At 71.1% G+C, this 25,557-nt stretch carries 19 protein-coding genes; 12 read left to right on the forward strand and 7 right to left on the reverse strand.

Going from position 1 to position 25,557, the window contains the following annotated elements:
• Positions 1 to 417 precede the first annotated feature (417 nt).
• The gene (locus tag QSK37_RS03510) at positions 418 to 2,412 is read left to right on the forward strand and encodes a S9 family peptidase (protein WP_285617481.1); all 1,995 of its coding nucleotides are present in this window, start codon (positions 418 to 420) and stop codon (positions 2,410 to 2,412) included.
• 76 nt (positions 2,413 to 2,488) lie between these two features.
• Here the strand turns inward: QSK37_RS03510 and rny are convergent, their stop codons facing one another.
• The 3 genes from rny to recA all read right to left on the reverse strand — a co-directional run bounded on the left by rny (position 2,489) and on the right by recA (position 8,422).
• Positions 2,489 to 4,078 (reverse strand): ribonuclease Y, encoded by a 1,590-nt coding sequence (rny, locus tag QSK37_RS03515; protein ID WP_349497939.1) that lies wholly within the window; start codon positions 4,076 to 4,078, stop codon positions 2,489 to 2,491.
• A gap of 1,243 nt (positions 4,079 to 5,321) precedes the next feature.
• Positions 5,322 to 6,050: a recombination regulator RecX gene (gene recX / locus QSK37_RS03520; RefSeq protein ID WP_285617483.1), complete on the reverse strand. Its 729-nt coding sequence runs from the start codon at positions 6,048 to 6,050 to the stop codon at positions 5,322 to 5,324.
• Positions 6,051 to 7,294: 1,244 nt separating this feature from the next.
• Positions 7,295 to 8,422: a recombinase RecA gene (gene recA, locus QSK37_RS03525; RefSeq protein ID WP_285580742.1), complete on the reverse strand. Its 1,128-nt coding sequence runs from the start codon at positions 8,420 to 8,422 to the stop codon at positions 7,295 to 7,297.
• Positions 8,423 to 8,620: 198 nt separating this feature from the next.
• Between recA and QSK37_RS03530 the strand changes: the two genes are divergently transcribed.
• From QSK37_RS03530 to QSK37_RS03545, 4 genes are all read left to right on the forward strand, one after another.
• Entirely contained in the window at positions 8,621 to 9,481 is an 861-nt protein-coding gene (locus tag QSK37_RS03530) for an ATP-grasp domain-containing protein (protein WP_285617485.1), read from the forward strand.
• A 74-nt stretch (positions 9,482 to 9,555) separates the two neighbouring features.
• On the forward strand, positions 9,556 to 9,900 hold the full coding sequence (locus tag QSK37_RS03535; protein ID WP_285617486.1) for a hypothetical protein: 345 nt from the start codon (positions 9,556 to 9,558) through the stop codon (positions 9,898 to 9,900).
• A gap of 2 nt (positions 9,901 to 9,902) precedes the next feature.
• Positions 9,903 to 11,045, forward strand: coding sequence for a glutathionylspermidine synthase family protein (locus QSK37_RS03540; RefSeq protein ID WP_285617487.1), 1,143 nt, complete (start codon positions 9,903 to 9,905; stop codon positions 11,043 to 11,045).
• Positions 11,046 to 11,065: 20 nt separating this feature from the next.
• Positions 11,066 to 11,515, forward strand: coding sequence for a DUF350 domain-containing protein (locus QSK37_RS03545; protein ID WP_285617489.1), 450 nt, complete (start codon positions 11,066 to 11,068; stop codon positions 11,513 to 11,515).
• Here QSK37_RS03545 and QSK37_RS03550 read toward each other — a convergent pair.
• Both QSK37_RS03550 and QSK37_RS03555 read right to left on the reverse strand, forming a co-directional pair.
• Positions 11,508 to 11,921 (reverse strand): rhodanese-like domain-containing protein, encoded by a 414-nt coding sequence (locus QSK37_RS03550; RefSeq protein ID WP_285617490.1) that lies wholly within the window; start codon positions 11,919 to 11,921, stop codon positions 11,508 to 11,510. The two genes, QSK37_RS03545 and QSK37_RS03550, sit on opposite strands and share 8 nt — an antisense overlap.
• Positions 11,918 to 12,112, reverse strand: coding sequence for a DUF3046 domain-containing protein (locus QSK37_RS03555; RefSeq protein WP_285580751.1), 195 nt, complete (start codon positions 12,110 to 12,112; stop codon positions 11,918 to 11,920). Before QSK37_RS03555 ends, QSK37_RS03550 begins: the two co-directional genes overlap by 4 nt.
• Before the next feature lie 55 nt (positions 12,113 to 12,167).
• Here QSK37_RS03555 and QSK37_RS03560 point away from each other — a divergent pair, with 55 nt between their 5' ends.
• From QSK37_RS03560 to QSK37_RS03575, 4 genes are all read left to right on the forward strand, one after another.
• On the forward strand, positions 12,168 to 16,640 hold the full coding sequence (locus QSK37_RS03560; protein ID WP_285617492.1) for an ATP-dependent helicase: 4,473 nt from the start codon (positions 12,168 to 12,170) through the stop codon (positions 16,638 to 16,640).
• 812 nt (positions 16,641 to 17,452) lie between these two features.
• Positions 17,453 to 18,118, forward strand: a complete 666-nt coding sequence (locus tag QSK37_RS03565) for a hypothetical protein (protein ID WP_285617494.1) — start codon at positions 17,453 to 17,455, stop codon at positions 18,116 to 18,118.
• Positions 18,033 to 18,578, forward strand: a complete 546-nt coding sequence (locus tag QSK37_RS03570; protein ID WP_285617495.1) for an RNA-guided endonuclease InsQ/TnpB family protein — start codon at positions 18,033 to 18,035, stop codon at positions 18,576 to 18,578. The genes QSK37_RS03565 and QSK37_RS03570 overlap by 86 nt, the downstream gene beginning before the upstream one ends.
• Positions 18,579 to 18,580: 2 nt before the next feature.
• Entirely contained in the window at positions 18,581 to 18,859 is a 279-nt protein-coding gene (locus tag QSK37_RS03575; RefSeq protein ID WP_285617496.1) for a zinc ribbon domain-containing protein, read from the forward strand.
• Here QSK37_RS03575 and QSK37_RS03580 read toward each other — a convergent pair whose 3' ends face one another.
• A complete protein-coding gene (locus QSK37_RS03580; protein ID WP_285617497.1) occupies positions 18,860 to 20,905 on the reverse strand; it encodes a serine/threonine protein kinase in 2,046 nt (681 codons plus the stop codon).
• 114 nt (positions 20,906 to 21,019) lie between these two features.
• A complete protein-coding gene (locus QSK37_RS03585) occupies positions 21,020 to 22,201 on the reverse strand; it encodes an ROK family transcriptional regulator (protein WP_285617499.1) in 1,182 nt (393 codons plus the stop codon).
• Between the two features lie 206 nt (positions 22,202 to 22,407).
• Between QSK37_RS03585 and QSK37_RS03590 the strand changes: the two genes are divergently transcribed.
• From QSK37_RS03590 to QSK37_RS03600, 3 genes are read left to right on the forward strand one after another with little or no spacing between them, the layout of a single operon-like run.
• On the forward strand, positions 22,408 to 23,691 hold the full coding sequence (locus QSK37_RS03590) for an extracellular solute-binding protein (protein ID WP_285617500.1): 1,284 nt from the start codon (positions 22,408 to 22,410) through the stop codon (positions 23,689 to 23,691).
• 9 nt (positions 23,692 to 23,700) lie between these two features.
• Positions 23,701 to 24,675 (forward strand): carbohydrate ABC transporter permease, encoded by a 975-nt coding sequence (locus QSK37_RS03595; protein ID WP_285617501.1) that lies wholly within the window; start codon positions 23,701 to 23,703, stop codon positions 24,673 to 24,675.
• Entirely contained in the window at positions 24,672 to 25,514 is an 843-nt protein-coding gene (locus QSK37_RS03600) for a carbohydrate ABC transporter permease (protein ID WP_285617504.1), read from the forward strand. The genes QSK37_RS03595 and QSK37_RS03600 overlap by 4 nt, the downstream gene beginning before the upstream one ends.
• Positions 25,515 to 25,557 lie beyond the last annotated feature (43 nt).

Consider the following 25,557-nt stretch of genomic DNA (forward strand, 5'->3'; position numbering starts at 1 on the left):
GCGAGCCGGCTGGTGCGGGTGCCGCCTGCCGCCTCCCCTGGTCGATGCCCTCGTAGGCCGTACCGTGCGGGCTCCGGGCGCGCGGAGAGTCTTGACCGGATGGGAGATCAGCTCGCCGATCACCGCCGGCGTCCCCAGGCCGCGAAGTCAGGGGGACGCCGGGTGTGACGCCAGAGACGGCAGAGGTTTCTGACAGCGATTGGTCAGGTTCGGTGCTCGCCGGCGGGCGCGGGACTGCTCGCCTTCGGCCGTCGCTCCTCACCGGTGCCGGCGTTTCGGCCTGTCGGGTACGGGTTCGGCGTCCGTTTCAGCGGGCCGGAACCCGGTGGGGCACGACCGGCCCCGGCCGCAACTTTTAACAAGCTCAAGTGCAGGGTCGTGGCCCCATTGTCCCCCGGTTTGCGAGACGATTCCGATATGACCGCTCGCGCGACCGCCCCCTATGGATCCTGGCCCTCCCCCATCTCCGCCGCCGACGTCGCCAGGGCACGCCTGCGCCTCAGCTTTCCCACGATTCACGGCGATCGTGTGTGGTGGCAGGAGACCCGTCCGGAGAGGGGCGGGCGTACCACGATCGTGCGGTCCGGCACCGACCTGCTGCCCGCGCCGTGGGACGCCCGAACGCGTGTGCACGAGTACGGCGGGCGGTCCTACCTCCCCCTGCCCGACGGCGACCTCGTCTTCGCCAACTACGCCGACCAGCGGCTCTACCGGCTCACCGAGGGCCGCACCCCGTTGCCGCTGACGCCGGAGCCGGCCGAGCCGGCGGGGCTGCGGTTCGCCGACTTCACGCTGTCGCCCGACGGTCAGCACATCTGGTGCGTCCAGGAGCGCCACGCCTCCGGCGCCGTACGGCGGGCCATCGTCGCGGTCCCGCTCAGCGGCGCGGCGGCCCAGAACCCCGGCGCGATCCGCGAGCTCGTCAACGGCGCCGACTTCTACGCCTTCCCGACGCCCTCACCCGACGGCGGGCACCTTGCGTGGGTGCAGTGGAGCCATCCCAGGATGCCGTGGGACGGCACCGAGCTGCGCGTCGCCGCCTTCGACGCCGCGGGCGCGCTCGAACGCCCCCGTACGGTCAAGGGCGGGCTGAACGAGTCGGCGCTGGCGCCCACGTGGCTGAACGAGACCGGCCTGTACGTCGTCTCGGACTGGCCCGGCTGGTGGAACCTGTACGAGGTCGGCCTGCACGGCGAGTCCGCGCAGGCGATGTACCCGGCCGAGGAGGAGTTCGCCGGGGCGCTGTGGCACCTCGGCGGCCGCCCGTACGCCCTCCTCGACGACGGGCGGATCGCGGTGCTGCACGGACAGGGCGACCAGCGGCTGGGGCTGTACGACCCGGAGACCGCCGAACTGACCGACTTCGACCTGCCCTACACCGACTGGAAGCTCCAGCTGTCCGCCGACGGCACCACCATCGTGGGGATCGCCGGCGCCCCGGACATCCCGTGGTCCGTGGTCGCGGTGAACGCCGACAGCGGCGAGGCCAAGGTGCTGCGGGCCGAACTGGACTCTCCGCCCGACGCCGCGTACCTGCCGCTGCCGCGCGCTCAGGAGCTCGAGGGACCGTTCGGACGATCCGTGCACGCCTACGTGTATCCCCCGTCCAATCCGGGCGCCCAGGCGCCTGAGGGCGAGTTGCCGCCGTACATCGTGTTCGTGCACGGCGGGCCGACCGACCACTCCACGAGCGTGCTGGACCTGGAGATCGCCTACTTCACCAGCCGGGGCATCGGCGTCGTCGACGTCAACTACGGCGGCTCCACCGGCTACGGGCGCTCGTACCGCGAGCGGCTGCGGCGTCAGTGGGGCGTCGTCGACGTCGAGGACACGATCGCGGCGGCCCAGGCGCTGGTGGACAGCGGCGCCGCCGACCCGAACCGGGTGGCCGTCCGCGGCGGCAGCGCCGGCGGATGGACCACGCTGTGCACGATCACGCAGAGCACGCTCTTCAAGGCCGGCACGTCCTACTTCGGCATCGCCGACCCGCAGAACTGGCTCAAGGAGACCCACGACTTCGAGTCGACCTACCTGTACGGGCTGATCGGGCCGATCCCGGGGTTCGAGCGGACGTACGAGGAGCGCTCGCCGCTCGCGCACGCCTCCGGGACGGCCTGCCCGGTGCTGCTGCTGCAGGGCCTGGACGACCCGGTCGTGTCCCCTCCGCAGTCCGAGCGCTTCGCGGACGCGGTGGCGGCCAAGGACATCCCGTACGCGTACCTGGCGTTCGAGGGCGAGTCCCACGGGTTCCGGCGGGCCGACACGGTGGTCACCGCGCTGGAGGCGGAGCTGGCGTTCTACGGCCAGACGCTCGGCTTCGACCCGAAGAACGTGCCGGCGATCGAGCTGACCGTGGGACGGCGGCCGGCGCCTGTCGCGCCCGAGCCCGCGCCGCCCGCGGTCGAGCAGTGACCGAATCCCGTCCGGCACGGCCGCGCATGGCGTGCCGGGCGGCGTCCGGCCGCGCGTCATAACGCGGCAACGCGGGTCAGCGGGCGAACTCCGTGGCCCGCGACTCGCGTACGACGGTGATCCGGATCTGCCCCGGGTAGGTCAGTTCCTCTTCGACCTGCTTGGCGATGTCGTGCGCGATGACCTGGGCCTGGATGTCGTCGACCGAGTCCGGCCGGACCATGACGCGGATCTCCCGGCCCGCCTGCATGGCGAAGACCTTCTCCACACCGTCGCGCTCGGTGGCGATCTCCTCGAGGCGTTCGAGCCGCTTGACGTACGCCTCCAGCGACTCGCGGCGGGCACCCGGGCGGCCACCGCTGATCGCGTCGGCGGCCTGGGTGAGCACGGCCTCGACCGTACGGACCTCCACCTCGTTGTGGTGGGCCTCGATCGCGTGCACGACCTCCTCGTCCTCGCCGTACCGGCGGGCGATCTCCGCGCCGATGAGCGCGTGGCTGCCCTCGACCTCGTGGGTGAGCGCCTTGCCGATGTCGTGGAGGAGGGTGCAGCGTTTCAGCAGGGCCGTCGGAAGGCGCAGCTCGGCGGCCATGATCCCGGCGATGTGCGCCGACTCGATCAGGTGCTTCAGGACGTTCTGCCCGTACGAGGTGCGGTAGCGGAGCTGGCCGAGCAGGGCGATGAGCTCCGGGTGCATGTCGGTGATGCCGAGCTCGACCAGGGCGTCCTCACCCGCGCGTACGCACAGCTGCTCGACCTCGGCCTTGCTGTGGTCGTAGATCTCCTCGATGCGCTGCGGATGGATCCGGCCGTCGAGGACAAGCTTTTCCAGGGTGAGCCGGCCGACCTCGCGGCGTACGGGATCGAAGCAGCTCAACAGGACGGCCTCGGGCGTGTCGTCGATGATGAGGTTGACGCCGGTGGCCGTCTCGAACGCCCGGATGTTGCGGCCCTCACGGCCGATGATCCGGCCCTTCATCTCGTCGCTCGGCAGGTGCAGGACCGAGACGACGGACTCGGCGGTCTGCTCGGTGGCCACCCGTTGGATCGCCAGCGTCACGATCTTCCTCGCGCGCTTCTCACCCTGCTCGCGCGCCTCGTTCTCGATGTCCCGGACGATCAGCGCCGCCTCGCGCTTGGCCTGGTTCTCGATGGCGGCGACGAGCTCGGTCTTGGCCTGGTCGGCGGTGAGCCCGGCGGCCTGTTCGAGGACCTGCCGGCGTTCCTCCTCGACCCGCTCCAGCTCGGCCCGGCGCTCCTTCAGTGACTGTTTCAGCTCGTCCAGCTTCTGGCCGCGCTCTTCGAGGCGCCGCATCTCGTCGTCGAGCCGCTGCTCGCGCTCGGCGAGCCGGATCTCCCGCCGCTCGAGATCCTCACGGACCGGCCGGAGATCGTCCTTAAGGGTCCTGATCTCCTTCTCGGCGTCTTCACGCGCCGTCTTGGAGACCTCTTTGGCCTTCGCCTCGGCTTCGGTAACGATCTCCTGCGCCTCTGTCTTCGCGCGCGCTACGATCTCGTCCGCGTCCCGATGAGCGTTGAGCTCCTCTTCGCTCCGCGCGGTGCTCTTGGCCCCTCCCCGGCCGGGGAGCCGCTGGAGCACGACGACGACGAAGGTGACGAACGCCACGATGATGACCAGTGCCGCACCTATGACAACCCAGATCACGGCACTGACCCCTTTCCTCGACACGGAGGCCGCCCAACACCAAGGCGGCGCGCGAGGGGCTACGAACGCGCCACGGGTACGCCGGACCGCCAACGGACGCCGGGCAGGGCACAACCGTCCGGGGTCCGAGACTTTCGTCCAGAACCCTGCAATCCGAACCAACCGGCCATAGGGGGAGCCGGTCGGACCACCCTTTCAGCTCGTCAACGTCTGCGGTCGTATGGCAATCCGCACTGCGCGGAGTAACTCCTCACTGCCGTAACCGTAAGCGTCGAGGAGGTAATGGGCAAGGAAAGACTCCTCGTTCGGGACGATTCGTTGCATGTGGCAAGCAGATACCCATAACCCCCGCTAGCCGCTCGTGCCGGCTGGGCCGTCGGCGCCCAGGGGACGCGACCGCTTCGCCGCGATGGACCGAGCGCCTTGGAGTTTCGACATAGCCGCAGGTCAGTGACGTGTTGTCTCGCCAAGCCGATCCGCACTCGGACGCCACGCGTCGCACGACGGTGGCATGACGCCCCAAGGGGAGGAGGCTCCGCGGGGCCTCGACCGCCGACGGCGAACAACGGACAGCCACCGCCGGGCGACGGACGGTGGACCCGGACGACGGACAGCGGACCCGCGCCCGGGGGTGGACGGCGGAGAGCCCCACGGGCAGCGAACGACGCCGCGGACAGCGCTGCGAGCAGCGAAGGGCGCAACAGGCCGCAGGATACGAGCGAAAGACGGCGGGCCGCGTCACGGATAACGGACAGCGGACAGTGCCATGGGTGGCGGGCGGCGGGCGGCGTCTTGAACAGTGGGCGGCGGCACCGCATGTAGCGCCAACGGCCACGGGCCGTGCGATAGACTGCGGACAGAATCGCGGCCAGCAGGCGGCTCTCAAGCTCGGCCAGGGCCGTGGCGATCTTGGTCGCCGCGAGCTCGCGATGGGCCGCGAGCGGCCGGCAGCGCTCCGTCGACGGCGTCGGCAGCCCGGGTGGATGCGGGCACGCCGGCGAATGAGGGGCCGGTACAGCCCTCACCGACGACGGCGAACAGTCCGATACGCCGGGTGCCGGACGTATCCGCGGACAGGCGGCGGGTGTTGAGTTTCGGGAACACTCGGGATCGGCTGCTCGGGGCCGGCACCATGACGTTGGGCGCCGGCCGAATACCGGAGGCGGGCGGAAGACGGGTCACCGGCGGTTCGGCGCGTTCGCGCAGGGGGTCGTCTCGTCTGTGGGCACGCGGGGGTTCGGGTTCATTCGTCTGTGGGGACGCCGGGGTCGTCGAGGCCTTCCTGTTCGAGGGCTTCGCGGACGAGGCGGTAGGCGAGTCCGCTGGGGTATCCCTTGCGGGCGAGGACGCCCAGGATGCGCCGGGTACGCTTGACCGGGTCGAGGCCACGGGTGGCGGCCATGCGCTTGGCGACGAGTTCGCGGGCGGCGGTCTCCTCCTGGTCTGGGTCGAGTTCTTCGACGGCCTCCTTGACCGTGTCGTCGGCGACCCCACGCTGCCGCAACTCGGCCGCGAGCGCCCGCCGGGCGAGGCCGCGGCCGGTGTGCCGGGACTGTACCCACGCCCGTGCGAACGCGACGTCGTCGATCAGGCCGACTTCGGTGTAGCGGCTCAGCACCTGCTCGGCCACCTCGTCGTCCACCCCCTTGCGCCGCAACGCGTCCGCGAGTTGCGCCCGCGTACGGAGTGAGAAGCTGAGCAGCCGCAGGCAGATCTCGCGAGCCTCCGCCTCCGGGTCGGCGGGTGGGCCGCCCTCCCCGCGGCCGGAGCGCGCTTCGCCGCTTTCGCGTCTGGACTTCCGTCCGCCTGCCCGCGCCCGTCCGCCCCTTCGCCGCCCGGAAGCCTCGGCGGATCCGCCCGATCCGGGCTCCGAACCGCCGGCGTACGGCGTCCCCTCCTCCCCGCCGGGAGAAAGGGGATCGGCCGAAGAACCCCAGGCCTTCCCGGCAGGGCCGGTGACACCCCTGGCCACCGTCGTCCCCTCCCCGCTGGGCAGAAGGGGATCGGTCGGAGAGCTCCCGGGCTCCCCGGCAGGGCCGGTGACACCAGTGACCCAACCAGACGCCGAGCGCCGGGTCGAGGGTCGCGGCCGGTCACCGGCAGGAGGGGTGGCTCCGGTGGTCCAGCCGGCCGCCGGATCGACGGAGCCCGGATCGACGGGACCCGAATCAACGGGGTCCAAGCCGTCAGGCCCGGCACCGGTTTCGTCCGCGGACATGCGATGCAACCTCCGTACTCTTCACCGGACCGTGGCACCGATGCCGCGCCCCGGCACCACCCGCGTCATAACTCCTGAGCGGGGGCGACGCCACCGGGGAAGGTGCCCGTACCGGTTATCAACCCGGTACGGGACGCGACGCCGCCGCCCGCCAGGAGGCTTTCGTGGGCCCACGTTGCCCAGCCCAAGCCGTGTCGGGCCCAGGCCGTACGGAGCCCAACCCATGTCGAGCCCAACCCATGTCGAACCCGTGCCGCGCCCAGGCCATACCCAAGTCTGAGCTACCCAAGTCTGGGCTCGAGCCCGGCCTAAGCCCAACCAGCGCCCAACCCAAAACCCGAGCCGGCCGGGACAGGCGTCGAGGTGCAGCACCGAATCCAAGCCTGTACCGAGCCGCATCCAGACTCGCACCCGTCGCCGCCATCGGATCGCCGGGCCGAGTCGGGGACTCGGGCTCATGGCGGCCAGGTGCGACTGGGCGGAGTCCGGCGGTGCCGGGTCCGACGGGTCCAGACTCGCACCCGTCGGATCCGCCAGGCCGAGTCGAGGGACCCGGGCTCATGGCGACCGGGTGCGACTGGGCGGGGTCCAGCGTGCCGGATCCGACGGGTCCAGACTCGCACCCGTCGGCCCGTCGGCCCGTCGGCCCGTCGGCCCGAGTCGGGGACTCGGGCTCATGGCGGCCAGGTGCGACTGGGCGGAGTCCGGCGGTGCCGGGTCCGGCGGGTTGGACTCTGTAGGGGTCGGGCTGCGGCGAGTCTGGACTCGGCCGAGTCGGGTACGGCGAGTCCGGGCTCGGCCGGGTCGGGCTTGTGCTGATCGCAGCCGGCAAGCCCATCCCAGACAGGGCCAGGCGCGGCGAGCCCGCCCCGTCACATCACGACCGGACAAGCGACTCCCACCGCCCAACCCCTCACCGGATCAGCCCTCTCGGGCCGGCCCCTCGGCGGGCTGGATCTGGCCGTGCCGTGGCGTGGGTCTGGGGCAGATCGTCGGGATCAGACGTCGCCTGGTTTCGGGGTGCTCTTGGAGCCGCGCTTGGCCGGGGCGGGCTTGCCCGCCGGCGCCGCGGCGGCCGCGCCCGCCATCGCCGGGGCCTCCGCGAGAGGCTCCGACGGGTCGGCGTCGAGCTTCGGGCCCACTCCGAGCTTCTCCTTGATCTTCTTCTCCAGCTCGTTGGCGAGGTCGGGGTTCTCCCGGAGGAAGTTGCGGGCGTTCTCCTTGCCCTGCCCGAGCTGGTCGCTCTCGTAGGTGTACCAGGCGCCGGACTTGCGGACGAAGCCGTGCTCGACGCCCATGTCGATGAGGCCGCCCTCGCGGCTGATGCCCACGCCGTACAGGATGTCGAAGTCGGCGACCTTGAACGGCGGCGCCATCTTGTTCTTCACGACCTTGACGCGAGTGCGGTTACCGACGGCGTCGGTGCCGTCCTTCATCGTCTCGATGCGCCGGATGTCGAGCCGGACCGACGCGTAGAACTTCAGCGCCTTGCCACCCGTCGTCGTCTCGGGCGAGCCGAACATGACGCCGACCTTCTCGCGCAGCTGGTTGAGGAAGATCGCTGTGGTCTTGGTCTGGTTGATGGCGCCGGTGAGCTTGCGGAGCGCCTGCGACATGAGGCGGGCCTGGAGGCCGACGTGGCTGTCGCCCATCTCGCCCTCGATCTCCGCGCGCGGCACCAGGGCGGCGACGGAGTCGATGACCACGACGTCGATCGCGCCGGAGCGGATCAGCATGTCGGTGATCTCCAGCGCCTGCTCACCCGTGTCGGGCTGGGAGACGAGGAGCGCGTCGATGTCGACGCCGATCTTCTTCGCGTACTCCGGGTCGAGCGCGTGCTCGGCGTCGACGAACGCGGCGATGCCGCCGTTCTTCTGCGCACTCGCGACCGCGTGGAGCGCGAGGGTCGTCTTACCGGAGGACTCCGGGCCGTAGATCTCGACGACGCGGCCGCGCGGAAGGCCGCCGATGCCGAGGGCCACGTCGAGGGCGATCGAGCCGGTCGGGATCACCTCGACCGGGGGGCGCCCCTCCTGGCCCAGCCGCATGACGGAACCCTTGCCGAACTGCCGCTCGATCTGGGCGAGCGCGGCCTCGAGAGCCTTCTCGCGATCGTTTGCTGCCATGTGAGGTGTCCCTGTGAAAGTCGGTGACTGATGTTGACGGGTGCGACGTTACGGGGCCGCACCGACAGTTTTCGAGAGTCCGGGCCACCGTTGTGGATTACGCCGCCCGTTGCGGTCAACTCTAGCCGAACACGTGTTCGATCATGGTCGGACACTCAGAAAGACCGGTCAACTTGGCTTACGCTGAGGCGCAGGATCATGCCGGTGACCATTCTCATGTGCGCCGACCCGCTCAACCCCCGGCGAGTCGACGAACACTTCGCGCGGGAGGCCGAGGCCGTGCGCGCGCTCGGCGGGTCCGTCGCGCTCATCGACCATGACGCCCTCCAGCAGGGCGACGCGGCCATGGCCGTACACCGTGTCCCCCGCGACCTCGGCACGGTCTGGTACCGCGGATGGATGATGACGTCCGTGCAGTACACCGCGCTGGCCTCGGTGCTCGGCGCGCGCGGGGTCACGATGGCGGTGCCGCCGGACGGCTACCAGAAGGCACATGAACTGCCGGGCTGGTACGACACGTTCGCCGGTGTCACCCCCACGAGCGTGTGGCTGCCGACGCGTCCCGGCACGCCTCCGGGCAAGGACCGCCTGGCCCAGCTCGTACGCCCGCTCTCCAAGGGTCCGGCGATCGTCAAGGACTACGTGAAGTCGCGCAAGCACGAATGGGACGAGGCGTGCTTCGTACCCGACGTCACCGACGTCGACCGGCTGCACGCGGTCGTCTCACGCCTGGTCGAGCTCCAGGGCGACTCCCTGGCCGGCGGCATCGTGGTCCGCGAGTTCGAGACGTACGAAGGCGGCGAGGCGCGGGTCTGGTGGGTCGACGGTGAGCCGGTGCTGGCCGGACCTCATCCGGACACTCCGGAGGTGCGCCCGCGTCCGCTCACGGAGACGATCGCGCCCTGCGTGCGCTCGCTGGGCTGCCGGTTCATCACCACCGACCTGGCACGACGCGCGGACGGCACCTGGCGCGTGGTGGAGACCGGCGACGGACAGGTGAGCGACCTTCCCGCGGGAGCGGAACCGGCCGACCTTTATCTGAGCTTTCCCATTCGTTGAACCGGTCCTGTCGATCGACCGTCCCACCTCTACACTTACCGGGCACCAAACCCGAATTCGGAGGGTCGTCGGCAATGCCCCCCAAAGAGGCCGGTCGGCGCATGCGTTCCGGCGCCGTACAGCTGAGCGCCCTGAGCGTCCTGTCGCTGACCCTCGTCGCCTGCTCGTCGAACACGGAGGCGAGCTGTGTGGACGGCTGGAACTCCCGCGGCGGCTCCCACCGCGTCGTCCCCGACTACTACTGCGACAACGGGGGCTCGTACGGCCGCTACTACTGGTACTACGGCGGCCGCTACCACGGCGGATACATCTCGCACGGCAGCACAGTCCGCCCGCGTGGCAACAAGATCACCTCGCGCGGCGGCCGGGTGATCTCACGCGGCGGCTTCGGCGGCCACGCCGGCTCTCACGGAGGCTGAGCGTGCGACGCGAGTTCTCCGACCCGCGTGCGGACTGGGCTCGGATCATCGAGTCGCAGGGCCTCGCGTACCACCGCACCTCCCACCCGGAGCATCTGACCCGCCCGTACTGGGACGAGTCCGTGCACTACGTCTTCGCCATGGACGAGGTCCTCGCGCTGGAGTCGGTGGTCGAGGAGCTCCACCAGATGTGCCTGGCCGCGGTCGAGCACGTCGTGAGCACCGGCCGGTACGACGTGTTCGGCATCCCGCCCTGGGTGCGCCCGCTGATCGAGGAGTCGTGGCGGCGGCGCGACCCGCACCTGTACGGGCGGTTCGACCTCCGGTACGACGGCGAGGGCCCGGCGAAGCTGCTGGAGTACAACGCCGACACCCCGACCGCGCTCGTGGAGAGCTCGATCATCCAGTGGTACTGGCTGCAGGACGTCCATCCCGACGACGACCAGTGGAACTCCGTCCACGAGCGGCTCATCGACCGGTGGCGGCAGATCGCCCCGCCCTCCCCCGTGCACTTCGCCTGGACGACCGAGGACGAGACCGGCGAAGAGCTCATGACCGTGGCGTACCTGCAGGAGACGGCCGAGCAGGCCGGTGTCCGAGCGGCCGCGATCGCCATGGAGGACGTCGGCTGGCACTCCCTCAAGGAGCGTTTCGTCGACCTGGACGAGGCGGAGATCCGTACGGTCTGCAAGCTCTACCCGTGGGAGTGGATCGTCGCCGAGCCGTTCGGCCGGCACGTCCCGCGGGCGGCGTGGATCGAGCCGATCTGGAAGATGCTCCTGTCGAACAAGGCGCTTCTGGTCGTGCTCTGGGAGCTGTACCCGGGCCATCCGAACCTCCTGCCGGCCTTCCTGGGCACGCCGAGCACGCTGACGTCCTACGTCCGCAAGCCGCTGCTGGGCCGCGAGGGCGCCAGCATGAGCATCGTGACGGCGGAGGGCGTGCAGACGACGACCGCCGGAGAGTACGGCGCGGAGGGCTTCGTCTATCAGGAGCTGTGCCCGCTGCCCGACTTCGACGGCGAGCATCCCGTTCTGGGCGCCTGGGTCGTGGGCGACGAGTCGGCGGGCCTCGGCATCCGTGAGACGTCCGGTCTCATCACCGACGACACCTCATCCTTCGTACCGCACCGCATCGACGACTGAGTCCTCACAGGGAGACCGACATGTATCTGGCGTTCTCGGACGGCTTCGGCACGGCTCTGGGCAAGGGCGCCGGCGCGATCGCCGCGTACACGGCACTCGGACTGGTGCTGCTGATCATCGGGTTCCTCGCGGTCGACCTGGCGACGCCGGGCCGGCTGACCACGATCATCCGGACGAACCGGAACGCCAACGCGACGCTGCTGGCCGTCTGCGGTGTGTCGGCCGTGGGCCTGGTGGTGGCCGCATCGATCTTCGCGTCCGGCGGGAAGCTGCTCGAAGGGCTGATCGCGACCCTGGTGTGGGGCCTCGTGGGCATCGCGGCGCAGCTGGTCGCGTCGGTGATCGTCCGTTACCTGCTGGGCGTGGACGTCGCGGGCCTGATGGCCAAGGAGAAGCTCGAGCCCTCCGCGATCCTGCTCGGCGCCACGCAGGCGACGGTCGGGCTGATCACCGCGATCGCCGTCATCTGAGGTCGTACGACGCGAGCCGGGGCCGTACGGCGCCGGACGTCACCGGCAGGCCGGCCGCGCGCCACTCCTGGAACCCGCCCACGACATCGGTGGCGTGGGGCAGCCCGATCGCCCGCAGCGACGCGGCGGCGAACGAGGAGGAGTAGCCCTCGTCGCAGATCACGATCCAGCGGATCCGCTCGTGCGCGGCCTCGGGGATCCGGGCGTCGCTGCGCGGATCGAGCCGCCACTCGAGGTGGTTGCGCTCGATGACGATGGCGCCGGGGATGTCGCCGTCGGCGCGCCGCTGGTATTCGGGCCGCGTGTCGACGAGGAGCGCCCCGGCGCGTACGGCCTGGGCGGCCTCGTGCGGCCTCAGCCGCGTCAGCCCGGCGCGCGCCTCGGCGAGCATCCGGTCGACGCTCACCGCAGCTTCTGGGGCACGTCGAACGTGGCGCAGACGGCCTGCCAGACCTCCTTGGCGCCGACGCCGTCGGCCAGCGCCTGCTCGATCGTGCGGCCGCCGAGCTCGGCCATGACGTAGTCCTTGGCCACGCTCTCGGCGTAAATCTCGCCGAACTGCTGGTTCATCCGGTCCCAGAACACGGTTAGACGCACCCTCCAACGCTATCGGGCGGCCGATCCTGTCAGTGCCGGGAGGCATCATGGCAGCATGACACCGCTCGACCGCTTCTCCGACGCCGCGCGCGCCTGGTTCACCGGGGCCTTCGCCGCGCCCACGGCGGCGCAGGAGGGCGCGTGGGAGGCGATCGCGCAGGGCGACAACACGCTCGTCGTGGCGCCGACCGGTTCGGGCAAGACGCTCGCGGCGTTCTTCTGGTCGCTCGACCGGCTCGCCACGACGCCGCCGCCCGAGGACCCGAAGCGCCGCTGCCGGGTGCTGTACGTCTCGCCGCTCAAGGCGCTGGCCGTCGACATCGAGCGCAACCTGCGGGCGCCGCTGACCGGGCTGCGGCAGACCTCCCAGCGGCTGGGCCTGCCCGAGCCCGACGTGCGCGTGTCCGTACGCTCCGGCGACACCCCGGCGGACGAGCGCCGCCGGTTCGCCGCCAAGCCGTCCGACATCCTGATCACGACGCCCGAGTCGCTGTTCCTCATGCTGACCTCGCAGGCGCGCGAGGCGCTGCGCGGCGTCGAGACCGTGATCGTCGACGAGGTGCACGCCGTCGCGGGCACCAAGCGCGGCGCCCACCTCGCCCTCTCCCTGGAGCGGCTCGACGCCCTGCTGGAGCGGCCGGCCCAGCGCATCGGGCTCTCGGCGACCGTACGCCCGGTGGAGGAGGTCGCGACGTTCCTCGGCGGCCCGCGGCCCGCCACGGTGGTCCAGCCGCCGCACGAGAAAGAGGTCGAGCTGGAGATCGTCGTGCCGCTGGAGGACATGACGGAGCTGGGCCAGCCGGTCGACGACCTGTCCGGGGCGGCGGCCGGGGAGCCCAACCGCGCGTCGATCTGGCCGCACGTCGAGGCGCGCGTGCTCGACCTCGTCGAGTCACACCGCTCGACCATCGTCTTCGCCAACTCCCGGCGGCTGGCCGAGCGGCTGAGCGGGCGCCTCAACGAGCTGTCGCGCGAGCGCGCCGAGGAGGGGCTTCCCGAGGAGGACGTGCCCGCCGAGATGATGGCGCAGGCCGGGGCCTCGCGGGGCGCGCCCGCCGACGTCGTGCGCGCGCACCACGGGTCGGTCTCGAAGGAGGAGCGGGCCGGCATCGAGGAGGCGCTCAAGGCGGGACGGCTGCCCGGCGTGGTCGCGACCTCCAGCCTCGAGCTGGGCATCGACATGGGCGCGGTCGACCTCGTCGTGCAGGTCGAGTCGCCGCCGTCGGTCGCGGGCGGGCTGCAGCGCATCGGCCGTGCCGGGCACCAGGTCGGCGCGGTGTCGCGCGGCGTGATCTTCCCGAAGTACCGGGGCGACCTGGTGCAGACCGCGGTCGTGGCCGAGCGGATGCGCGAGGGCCGCATCGAGGAGCTGCGCTATCCCCGCAACCCCCTCGACGTGCTCGCCCAGCAGATCGTGGCGATGGCCGGCATGGACGAATGGCCGGTCGACGAGCTGGAGACGCTCGTACGCCGCGCGGCGCCGTTCGCGACGCTGCCGCGCTCGGTGCTGGAGGCGACGCTCGACATGCTCGCCGGGCGCTACCCCAGCGACGAGTTCGGTGAGCTGCGGCCACGGCTGGTGTGGGACCGCGTCTCCGGGGTCCTGCGAGGGCGTCCCGGGGCCCAGCGGCTCGCGGTGACCAGCGGCGGCACGATCCCCGACCGGGGCCTGTTCGGCGTCTTCCTGGTGGGAGAGAAATCCTCACGGGTCGGTGAGCTGGACGAGGAGATGGTGTACGAGTCGCGGGTCGGCGACGTGTTCGTGCTCGGCGCCAGCTCCTGGCGCATCGAGGACATCACGCCCGACCGGGTGCTCGTCTCCCCCGCTCCGGGGCGGCCGGGCAAGCTGCCGTTCTGGCACGGCGACGCGCCGGGACGGCCCGCCGAGCTGGGCCGCGCCCTGGGGGCGTTCAGCCGCGAGCTGTCGGCGCTGCCGCCGGAGCGGGCGCGCGAGCGCGTGCGCGCCGCGGGCCTGGACGAGTGGGCCGCCGACAACCTCCTCGCCTACCTCGCCGAGCAGCGTGAGGCGACCGGATACGTTCCCGACGACCGCACGCTGGTGGTCGAGCGGTTCCGCGACGAGCTCGGCGACTGGCGGGTCGTGGTGCACTCCCCGTACGGGGCGCTGGTCCACGCGCCGTGGGCGCTGGCGATGGCGTCGCGGCTGCGTGAGCGGTACGGCGTGGACGCGCAGGCCGCGCACTCCGACGACGGCATCGTGCTGCGCATCCCCGACACGGGCGAGGCCGTGACCCCGCCGGCCGGTGACCTCGCGGTCTTCGACCCGGACGAGATCGAGCAGATCGTCACCGACGAGCTGGGCGGGTCGGCGCTGTTCGCGTCGCGGTTCCGCGAGTGCGCGGCGCGGGCGCTGCTGCTGCCGCGGCACCGTCCGGGCAAGCGGATGCCGCTGTGGCAGCAACGGCAGCGGGCGGCGCAGCTGTTGTCGGTGGCCAGCAAGTACGCCTCGTTCCCGATCGTGCTGGAGACCGTGCGCGAGTGCCTGCAGGACGTCTTCGACGTGCCCGGGCTGGTCACGCTGATGCGCGACCTGGCCGGGCGCAAGGCGCGCCTGGTCGAGGTGGAGACGCCGGTGCCCTCGCCGTACGCCCGGTCGCTGCTGTTCAGCTACGTCGGCGCGTTCATGTACGAGGGCGACGCGCCGCTCGCCGAGCGGCGGGCCCAGGCGCTGGCGCTCGACTCGACACTGCTCGCCGAGCTGCTCGGTCAGGCGAACCTCCGCGAGCTGCTCGATCCCGAGGTGGTCGCCGAGGTCTCGCGCGAGCTGCAGCGGCTGCCGTCCTCGCGGCACGCCCGCGACGTCGAGGGCGCCGCCGACCTGCTCCGCGAGCTGGGGCCGCTGACGACGCCGGAGCTGACCGCGCGGGGAGCCGCTCCCCAGTGGCCGGCCGAGCTGGAGGCGTCACATCGGGCGATCCGGGTGCGGATCGCCGGTGAGGAGCGGTGGGCGGCGATCGAGGACGCCGGGCGGCTGCGCGACGCCCTCGGCGTGCCGTTGCCGGTCGGCGTCCCGGAGGCGTTCCTGGAGCCGGTCGCCGATCCGCTGGCGGACCTGCTGAGCCGCCATGCCCGCACGCACGGGCCGTTCCACGCGGGTGACGTGGCCGCGCGCTTCGGGCTGGGCGTGGCGGTGGTGACCGGAGGGCTGTACCGGCTGGCCGACCGGGTGTCGGAGGGCGAGTTCACGCCGGGCGCGCGGGGCACGGAATGGTGCGACACGGGGGTGCTGCGGTTGCTGCGCCGCCGGTCGCTGGCGCGCCTGCGGGCCGAGGTCGAGCCGTCGCCGCACGACGCGCTGGCACGGTTCCTGCCGGCCTGGCACGGCATACGGTCGTCGCGGCTGCGTGGTCTCGACGCGCTCGTGCAGGCCGTCGAGCAGTTGCAGGGCGCGGCGGTGCCGGCGTCGGCGCTGGAGTCACTGGTGCTGCCGACCCGGGTGCCGGACTACTCCCCCGCTCTGCTGGACGAGCTGACCGCGTCCGGCGAGGTCGTCTGGGCCGGTCAGGGCGGGCTGCCGGGCGGTGACGGGTGGGTGTCGCTGTATCTCGCCGACACCGCCCCGCTCCTCATGCCCGAGCCCGCCGACATCACGCTGACGCCGCTGCACGAAAAGGTCCTGGACTCCCTCGGTGACGGCGGCGCGGTGTTCTTCCGCACGCTGTCCGACCGGGTCGGCTCGCTGAACGACGCCGATCTCGTCACGGCCCTGTGGGACCTGGTGTGGGCGGGACACCTGACCAACGACACGCTGGCCCCGCTGCGGGCACGCCTGGGTTCGAGCCGCACGACGCACCGGCCGCGCACCCGCCGGCGCCGTCCCGCCATGCCGTCCCGCACGGGCCCGCCGACGGTCGCGGGCCGCTGGTGGCTGCTGCCGGAGCGCTCCGCCGACACCACGCGCCGCGGCCACGCGCTGGCCGAGACCCTGCTCGACCGCTACGGCATCGTCATCCGCGGCGCCGTGATGGCCGAACGCACGCCGGGCGGCTTCGCCGCGGTGTACCCCGTGCTGCGCGCGTTCGAGGAGACGGGCCGGTGCCGCCGGGGCTACTTCGTCGAGGGCCTGGGCGCGGCCCAGTTCGCCCTGCCCGGCGCGGTCGACCGGCTGCGCGCCACCCAGCGCCCGGACGACGCCCAGGCCCACGCTCTCGTCCTCGCCGCCACCGACCCGGCGAACCCGTACGGCGCCGCCCTGCCCTGGCCCGAACGCCCGGGCGAAGCCGCCAGCGGCCACAAACCGGGCCGCAAGGCGGGCGCCCTGGTGGTCATGGTGGAGGGCAGCCTGGTGCTGTACGTCGAACGCGGCGGCAAGACCCTGCTGTCCTGGGAGGAGACCGACCTGCAACCGGCCGTCGACGCCCTGGCCCTGGCGGTCCGCGAGGGCGCCCTGGGACGCCTGACCGTCGAACGCGCGGACGGCGAGTCGATCAACGACTCCCCGCTGGCGACGGCGCTGGAGGCGGCCGGCTTCCACCCGACCCCCCGGGGCCTCCGCCTGCGCGCCTGACCCGACGCCGTTGCCCCGCATGGCGTTATCCACAGGCGGCCATTCACATCTCGAAACGGCGTTGCCGTCGCGATATTTTTCCTTCATCGAGGAAAGGGGAAATGCGATGGCGGTCTCCGCGAATTCGATACATGAATGTCCAGGACGCGGTTCAGTCGACTTAGGCGCCGGCCTTCGGTCACGGAAGGTCCACCGGCATGCACCCGTTCCCCCTCGGGCGGCCGAGTGATCACCGCGACCAGGACCAGGAAGGCCCGCAGGGCCGGGCGGTGCCCGCTGTGCCGCGGTCCGGTGCTCATCGGTCAGCGCATCGCCCGCCTGGGACTCACCTGGGTTCACACCGGCTGCGCGATAGCACGCATGTGACGAACAGGACCACAAATGAAAAGAAATGCGCGCGCCATTACGTTCGGGCGGGTGCCGAATCACGGTCGACCATCGGATGATCCCGGCGAAGTAAGTGACGGTGTAGTCGATCAGCTCGGCGGCGAGCCCTAGGCGCGATAAAGGAAGGAGTTCCGGTCCCTGAGTCGATGATCGCGGTTCGGCGCGTGATTAGCGTCAGGCCGTGTGAACGGTGGCACCGGACCGGCCCGGAGTTCGAAGGCCGACTCTCCAACCACGGTCCGATGGCGGTGGAATCGATGGTCAGACGTGGACACGCACGCCAGGTCCACCGCCGGCTGGACCGGTACGTGCGCCGGCTGGACGCGCTGCCGCGCGGCACCTCGCCCGTCACCGCCGACGGCTGACGTGCGGCGCTGGGAGATCCTCATCGTCTCGGTGACTGGCTGGCGTTCTTCGAACGTGAGGTGACCGAGCGGCCCTGGCGCACGGGGCTGGAAACGTGGTGGCCGCGGCTGCTGCCCGGCATCGCGGCCGGCGCCACCCACGGAGTGATCCGCACCGGTCACGCGGTCCACGCCCTGCTGGACCACGAGGACGGGCCGCGGCTGGCCAAGCTCGGCCAGGCCCTCGGTTACTGGGCGGCGCGCTGGCAGCAGGTTCCGTCGGCCGTCCCGTCCGGCACCGCCGGTCCGGCGTCCGCCCTCGCCGCCGTTCCGCGTGTGCCCGACCAGAAGGCGGGCACCAGCCATCGGCTCGGCCAACTCGCCGACCTGACCGGAGCGGCGAGCCGACGAGCGAGCGGAGCGGCCGGTGAGGGACGAGCCGTCCGTGGAGTGAGTGAGGAGGCGAGCGCGACCGGCAAGCTCGCGGCGAGCCGACGAGCGAGCGGAGCGGCCGGTGAGGGACGAGCCGTCCGTGGAGTGAGTGAGGAGGCGAGCGCGACCGGCAAACCCGACTGGCTGTGCCCGGCAGCGCAAGCAGTCGGCAACCTTCACCCGCTCGGCGTTCCGCTGGCGAGAAGGCCGCCTGTATCTGGCCAAGATGATGGACACACCGCTGGAGGTCGTGTGGTCCTGGCCGGAGGTCGATCCCGTGTCGATCGAGCCGACGTCGGTGACGGTCTCGCGTGATCCGTGCGGACGCTGGTACGTCTCCCTCGCCATCGAAGCCCCAGGCTCTGGACAGGCACCGGCCACCGGTGCGGTGGTCGGCGTGGACCTCGGCATCAAGGACTTCGCGGTCACCTCCGACGGCGAGAAGATCGCCAATGCTCGGCGCCTAGCCAAACGAGAACGTAACCTGGCCCGCTACCAGCGGCGCATGGCACGCAAGCAATACGGGTCGAACAACCGCGCGAAGGCGAGGGCGAAGGTGGCCCGCGCTCACCGCAAGGTCGCCGCGTCCCGCGCGGACTTCCTGCACAAAACCAGCGCCCGCCTGGTCCGCGACCACGACGTGATCGTGATCGAAGACCTGAACGTCAAGGGCATAGTCCTGACCGGGGGCTCGCCAAAGCCATCTCCGACTGTGCGTGGGGCGAGTTCCACCGCCAACTCGGATACAAAGCCGCCCGCTACGGTCGCCGTCTGATCGTGATCGACCGCTGGTACCCCAGCTCCAAAACCTGCTCGACGTGCGGACATCTGCTCACCGAGCTGAGCCTTTCCACGCGGGCGTGGTGTTGCTCGTCGTGTCGCACCCTGCATGACAGCGACATCAACGCGGCGAAGAACATCCTGGCGGCAGGTCTTGCCGTGTCGGCCTGTGGAGGTGACGTCAGACACCCGAGGTCCCCTCGGGCGCAGTCGCCGCTGAAGCAGGAACCCCAGCCCGCGAGGACTGGAATCCCCGTTTTACAGGGCGGGGAGTAGTCAATTACCGCAGTGGCTCCAGCCGCTGGTCCACTTGGCGGTCTTCGACGCGCCGCCCCATATCACGCACTTGCCTCGTGCCGGCAGGCGGATCGGGCCCGCGTAGAACGGGAAGGAGCCCGATCTGCTCGCGCGGTCTCCGCCCTTCACCGCGAGGGAGGCGGTCAAGAACACCTTTCCCGACGACCGCGGCACCATGGTGACCACGCAGTTGGCCCCGGCCTTCGCGTTGTAGAGCAAATAGGCGCGGGCCGTGGCGAGCCCGTGGGTCTCGATGACGCGATAGCCGTTGCCGCACAGGCGTTGAGGCGTGTACGGGTTGGCGCGGACCGGCTTCTTGGTCGCCGGGTGCCGAGACGGCGTACGGGAAGGCCGGTGGGACGGGGACGGCGTGTGCTTTTTCACCGGAGCGCGCGGGGTCTGAGAGACCGTTGGCGGGGCGGCGTTCTTCTGGTCGTCGCCTGAACCGTTCATGGCCAGCGCGCCGATCCCGCAGACCAGGACGAGCCCTGCCGCCACCGAACCGATGATCAGGCCGGTACGGCCCTTGCGCGAGGGCGGCCGGTCCGGCAAGCCGGAGGATCCGGCGGGTCCAGGTGGTCCGCCGGACACCGCGGGACCACCGGGCCGCCCCGGCCCGCCGAACGGTCCGGGACCGCCGGACGCGGGACCGCCGAACGAGGTGGGGCCGTCGAACGACGTGGGGCCCGAGGCGGGGAGCCGCATGGTGCTGCCGGGCTGTGGAGGGCCGGACCTGTCGTTCCCGCCGGACGCGGGACCGCCCAACGACGCGGGACCACCGAACGACGCAGGCCCACCGGACGCCGAGCCGCCCAGCGACGTGGGGCCACCGGACGCGGAACCACCGAACGACGCGGGACCACCGGGCCGCCCAGGCCCACCGGACGCCGAGCCGCCCAGCGACGCGGAACCACCGAACGACGCGGGACCACCGGGCCGCCCAGGCCCACCGGACGCCGAGCCGCCCAGCGACGTGGGGCCACCGGACGCGGGACCACCCGACGACGCGGGGCCGCCGAACGACGCGGGGCCCTCGGCGGGGAGCCCCATGGCGCTGCCGGGCCGCGGAGGGCCGGACCTGTCGTTCCAGGACGGTGAGCCGGCCGCGGGCAGCCGTTCGGCCCCCGCGACCGCCGCCGCCTGCGAAGCGCCCGGTCGGGGCGACCCCGGTGCACCAAGTGCGGGGTCGCCGGGCGCCTGGGCCGGAAGGACGTTGTGGCCCATCAACTCGTCCATCAGCTGACGGGCCGTGGGGCGGCGGGACGGCTCCTTGGACAGGCACGCCGCCACGACGGGGCGGAGACGGCCGTCCAGCGCACCGAGATCCGGCTCCGAGTGCAGGATCCGGTTGATCACCTGCGGAATGGAGCGATGGCCGAAGGCGGGGGCTCCGGTCGCCGCGTACACCATCGTGACGGCCCACGCGAACATGTCCGTGGGCGCGCCGATCGTGCCATCGGCGAGTTGTTCCGGCGCCATGAAGGCCGGGGTTCCGACGACCTGGCTGACCGCGCCCGCCATGCTGCCGCCGGCGTCCAGGGCCCGGGCGATGCCGAAGTCGATCACGACCGGGCCGTCCGGGCCCATGAGCACGTTGCCCGGCTTGAAGTCGCGGTGGACGACACCTGCCTGGTGGATCGCGGCCAGGGCGGTGGCGGTGTTGACCGCCAGCCGGTCCAGCGCCGACCCCCGGCGCGGGCCCTCGTCGCGAACCAGGCGTTGCAACGACGGACCGGGCACGTACTCACTGACGATGTACGGACGGTCCTCGGCCATCCCGGCGGACAGAACCTGCGCGGTGCAGAAGCGGGCGACCCGCTTGGTCACCTCCACCTCGCGTACGAAGCGGGCACGGGCCTGCTCGTCCTCGATCAGCTGGCCGTGGAGCAGCTTGATGGCGACCTGACCGGCCGCGTCACGGCCCAGATAGACGACGCCCTGCCCGCCTTCGCCCAGCCGACCGGTCACGTCGTAGTCCCCCAGCCGACGGGGATCCCCGTCGCTGAGCGGCTGGACGTTCACCACGGGCGGCCTCCCAAACGCGACATTCGGACGCCCGGAGAACCTATCAACGCCCTCCGTCACAAGAGGCGACCTACCGCCGACCGTGCCGCAGGTCACCCTCTCCCGAGGCGAGAATCACTCGCTGCTGGAGAACACTTCGTCGCGGGCCCGGTCCAGTGCGGCCAGGATGGCGCCCTTCAGGACCGGGTTGCCCTCGACCTGGCTCAGGGCCACCCGCGGGTTGGTCGGGCAGATGCGGCCGACCGCGTCCTGGATCCGGCCGACCAGGCGTTCTCCGCCGGCGCGGCCCAGTTCGCCCGAGATCAGGATCAGCTCCGGGTCCAGCACGATCGTCACCGACGCCACCCCGTACGCCAGCCGCGTCGCCAGAGCGTCCAGGAAGGGGCCGCCCGACGCGCCGGCCGAGGCCGCGGCGCGTACGCACTCGGTGGCGGTCGGTTCGTCGAAGCCGTGTTCCCTCGCCAGCTCCCGTACGGCGTCCGCGCCGGCGAGCGCGCCCAGGCCGCCGGCGAGGGCCGGCATCCCCCAGGTGACCGACTCGGTGTCCTTCTCCGGCAGGGCCGCGCCCGGGACCGGCAGGTAGCCGATCTCGCCGGCGCCGCCGGAGAAGCCCCGGTGCAGGCGTCCGCCGAGGACGACCGCGAGGCCCAGGCCGCGGTCGGCCCACAGGACGGCGAAGTCGTCCACGTCTCGCGCGGCGCCGCTCTCCTTCTCCGCGAGGGCGCCCAGGTTGACGTCGTTCTCGATCATGACGGGCAGGCGCAGGTCGCGGCGGAGGGCCTCCAGGACGCCCGCGTGCCAGTGCGGCAGGTCGTAGATGAACTCCACGTCGCCGGTGCGCGGGTCGACGACGCCCGGTGTGCCGATGACGAGGGCGTGCAGTTTGGCGAGCGGCACCTTCGCGGTGCGGCACGCCTTGACGACGGCGTTGTGCACCAGCGAGACGGCGTCATCACCCGGTTCGACGGTGATCTCGGCGGCGATGTGTCCGGTGATGTCGGCGATGCCCGCAGTGACGCCACGCGGGCCGACGTCGAGGCCGGCCACGTACGCACTGGAGGGGACGACCGCGTACAGCGCGGCGTTGGGGCCACGGCCCCCGGCCTGCTCGCCCACGACGGAGACCAGGCCGCGTTCTTCGAGCCGGGACAGCAGCTGGGACGCGGTCACCTTCGACAGCCCCGTACGCTCCCCGATCTGGGTGCGCGTGAGGGGCCCCGAGCTCACCAGGAGATCCAGCGCGGATCGGTCATTCAGTTCGCGCAGGAGTCTTGGCGTCCCCGGGCGACTCGCCATCTCCGGCCACCTTCCATCTCGATCCGCTAACGGCTCTTCTTGATTAGGAAACTTTCCTGTTAGTTTAGGCCACAGTAGTCCACGCAGTCCCCTTCCCCATAATCCGGCAGACCCGCAGCCCCGACTGTAGGCAGGCGCCCCCGCGACCGTGCGTACGACATGACGCATGAATACCACGGTCGGGCGGTACCGAAGGGAGTTCCATTGTGAGGTACACCAGAGCCGCCGCGGCGGCCGTCGCGCTCGCCGTGGCCGTGACCGGCTGCGGCGGCAAGAAGAAGGCCGACGACAACGCCAAGGGTGCGGACCCTGCCAAGATCGTCGTCTGGCAGATGGGCGACGGCAGTCCCGAGCAGACCAAGTTCCTGGACGGCGTCGCGGCGGAGTTCCACCAGAAGCACCCGAAGACCGCGGTGCAGGTGCAGTACATCCCCTGGCCGCAGGCCACGCAGAAGTTCCAGACCGCGATCGCCGGCGGTTCGGGCCCGGACGTGACCGAGGTCGGCAACACCGACGTTCAGTCCTGGGCCGAGCAGGGCGCCTTCGCCGACATCACCGGCAAGATGAACTCCTGGGCCGAGGGCAAGACCCTCAGCAAGGGCGCCCTCGCCAACGACCAGCTCGACGGCAAGATCTACGCCGCGCCGTGGTACGGCGGCGTGCGCGCCGTCTGGTACCACAAGGACTGGTTCACCAAGCTGGGCATCCAGCCGCCGAAGACCTGGGCGGACCTCGTCACCGCGGCGAAGACGATCCAGGACAAGAAGCATGTGCCCGGCATCGCCGCGCCGAGCGACTTCACCAACGGCATCCTCAGCTTCGTGTGGGCCAACGGCGGTGACGTCGCCACCAAGCAGGGCGACAAGTGGGTCGGCACCCTGGAGCAGCCGCAGGCCAAGGAGGCCGTCGAGTTCTACGCCGGCCTCGTCACCAAGGACAAGGTGGCGCCGGACAAGTACGTCGGCAAGAACGAGCTGCAGGGCCCGCAGCAGGACTTCGCCCTCGGCAAGGTCGGCATGTACATGGACGGCAGCTGGGCGCTCCCCCAGCTGGAGAAGATCAAGAAGGACCAGAAGAACTGGGGAGTCTTCCCGATCCCCGGCAAGACCGGCGGCCTCGCCCCGGTGTTCTCCGGCGGCTCGGACCTGGCCGTCTGGAAGGACAGCAAGTACAAGGACGTCGCGTTCGACTACCTGACCACGCTGGACAGCAAGAAGAACTCCAAGGCGTTCGCCGACACCCTGAAGTTCCTGCCGCAGTTCACCGACATCCTGCAGAGCGGCGCGTACCAGAGCGACCCGATCATGGGCCCGTTCGCGCAGGCCGCGGCCTCCGGCGTGAAGTTCACCCCCACGAGCAAGGGCTGGGCCGACTACGAGGGCGCCAAGAAGGTGCTGCCGAACGCGGTCAAGGCCATCATGCAGGGCAAGTCGGCCGACGATGAGCTGAAGAAGGCCGACGAGCAGGCCGGGACCCTGCTCAACCAGTAAGGGGTCCGCATGCTCGACACCGTCCAGGCGGTGCGGCGCCCGCCGGGCCGGACCTCGTCCGGCCCGGCACGGCCCGCACGCCGCCGCCCGCGCCTCGGGCCGTACCTGCTCATCCTGCCCGCGCTCGTCACGATCGCCGTGCTGCTGATCTGGCCGGTGGTGCAGATCGCCCGGATGTCGTTCCAGAAGGTCGGGCTGCGCCAGCTGCGCGGCGAACCCGCGGAGAACGTCGGCCTCGACAACTACCGCCAGATCCTCGGCGACGACGAGTTCTGGACGGCGCTCCGGCACACGCTCCTGTTCGCGGTCGTCGCCGTCGCCGCCACGCTGGTCGTCGGCACGCTCGTGGGCCTGCTGCTGAACCGCCTCGGCCGGCGGATGTCCGCGTTCGTCGCCGGCGGCGTGCTCGTCGCCTGGGCGACGCCCCCGGTCACCGCGGCGGTCATCTTCGCCTGGCTGTTCGGCACCACCGGGGGCCTGGTCGGATGGTTCCTCGACCTGCTGCCGGACTGGCTCGTCGGCGGCGGATGGCAGAACTACAACTGGTTCTCCTCCCCGCTGCCGGACTACACCGTGCTGACCATCTGCGTGGTGTGGATGTCCTTCCCGTTCGTCGCCGTCTCGGTGCTGGCCGGGCTACGGACGGTGCCGGGCGAGCTGTACGAGGCGGCCAGAGTGGACGGGTCGAGTGCCTGGAACACCTTCTGGAAGATCACCTTCCCGCTGCTGCGGCCGGTCTTCGGCGTGCTGCTGACCATGTCGGTGATCTGGGACTTCCGGGTGTTCACCCAGCTGTTCGTCCTGTCCGGGCTCGCCAACAGCGACTCGTTCAACCTCTCGCTGTACGGCTACTCGGAGGCGTTCGGCTCGCTGAACGCCAAGTACGGCCTGGGCTCGGCGATCGCCATGGTCCTCACGGTGCTCGTGCTGATCGTCACCGCCTTCTACACCCGGATGATCGTGCGTCAGGAGGGGGTCCGATGAGGCCGCGCAGGCTCCGGCGGATCGCGCTGAACACCGCCGGTGTCGCGGTGTTCGTCGTCTCGGCCTTCCCGGTGTTCTGGATGGTCTCCACGGCGTTCAAGCCGAACCAGGAGATCTTCAGCTCCACCCCGCACCCGGTGCCGTTCCATCCGACGCTGCGCCATTTCGACTTCGTCCTCAACGGCGGCATCGCCGGCGTGTCGTTCTGGCACTACTTCGTCAACAGCCTGGTGGTGGCGGTCGGGACGGTGCTGGTGTCCGGGCTGCTCGCGCTGCTGGCCGCGACGGCGGTCGCCCGGTTCCGCTTCCGGTTCCGGACGACGTTCCTGATCCTGCTGCTCGTGGTCCAGATGGTGCCGTGCGAGGCGCTGGTCATCCCGCTGTTCATCAACCTCAAGCAGCTGGACCTGCTCAACAGCCTGATCGGTCTGACCGCGGTGTACATCGGCTTCGCGCTGCCGTTCGGCACATGGATGCTGCGCGGGTTCGTCGCGGCGGTGCCCAAGGAACTGGAGGACGCCGCCGCCATCGACGGCGCCGGCCCGGTGCGTACCTTCTTCCGGATCCTGCTGCCGCTCGTCGCGCCCGGCCTCGTCGCGACCAGCATCTTCTCCTTCATCACGGCGTGGAACGAACTGATCTTCGCGTACACGTTCATGAAGGACCAGGACAAGGCCACCTTGCCGATCATGTTGCAGTTCTTCTTCGGCCGGTCCGGCAACGACTGGGGCCCGATCATGGCCGCGTCCACGCTGCTCACCCTGCCGGTCATCGCGTTCTTCCTCATCGTCCAGCGCCGCATGGTGTCCGGCCTGGTCGCCGGGGCGGTGAAGGGATGACCGCGCCACGACGGCGAGGGCACGTATCGAGAGAGAGCGATCA

This window comes from Actinoallomurus iriomotensis (genome assembly GCF_030269445.1).
In the GTDB taxonomy this organism is placed as follows: domain Bacteria; phylum Actinomycetota; class Actinomycetes; order Streptosporangiales; family Streptosporangiaceae; genus Actinoallomurus; species Actinoallomurus iriomotensis.

What these genes read in the sequence shown, in the direction of transcription:
- QSK37_RS03510 (WP_285617481.1), top strand. Translation starts at nt 418, where the DNA reads ATGACCGCTCGCGCGACCGCCCCCTATGGATCCTGGCCCTCCCCCATC.
- recA (WP_285580742.1), bottom strand. Translation starts at nt 8,422, where the DNA reads ATGGCAGCAAACGATCGCGAGAAGGCTCTCGAGGCCGCGCTCGCCCAG.
- QSK37_RS03530 (WP_285617485.1), top strand. Translation starts at nt 8,621, where the DNA reads ATGCCGGTGACCATTCTCATGTGCGCCGACCCGCTCAACCCCCGGCGA.
- QSK37_RS03535 (WP_285617486.1), top strand. Translation starts at nt 9,556, where the DNA reads ATGCCCCCCAAAGAGGCCGGTCGGCGCATGCGTTCCGGCGCCGTACAG.
- QSK37_RS03545 (WP_285617489.1), top strand. Translation starts at nt 11,066, where the DNA reads ATGTATCTGGCGTTCTCGGACGGCTTCGGCACGGCTCTGGGCAAGGGC.
- QSK37_RS03560 (WP_285617492.1), top strand. Translation starts at nt 12,168, where the DNA reads ATGACACCGCTCGACCGCTTCTCCGACGCCGCGCGCGCCTGGTTCACC.
- QSK37_RS03570 (WP_285617495.1), top strand. Translation starts at nt 18,033, where the DNA reads ATGGACACACCGCTGGAGGTCGTGTGGTCCTGGCCGGAGGTCGATCCC.
- QSK37_RS03585 (WP_285617499.1), bottom strand. Translation starts at nt 22,201, where the DNA reads ATGGCGAGTCGCCCGGGGACGCCAAGACTCCTGCGCGAACTGAATGAC.
- QSK37_RS03595 (WP_285617501.1), top strand. Translation starts at nt 23,701, where the DNA reads ATGCTCGACACCGTCCAGGCGGTGCGGCGCCCGCCGGGCCGGACCTCG.
- QSK37_RS03600 (WP_285617504.1), top strand. Translation starts at nt 24,672, where the DNA reads ATGAGGCCGCGCAGGCTCCGGCGGATCGCGCTGAACACCGCCGGTGTC.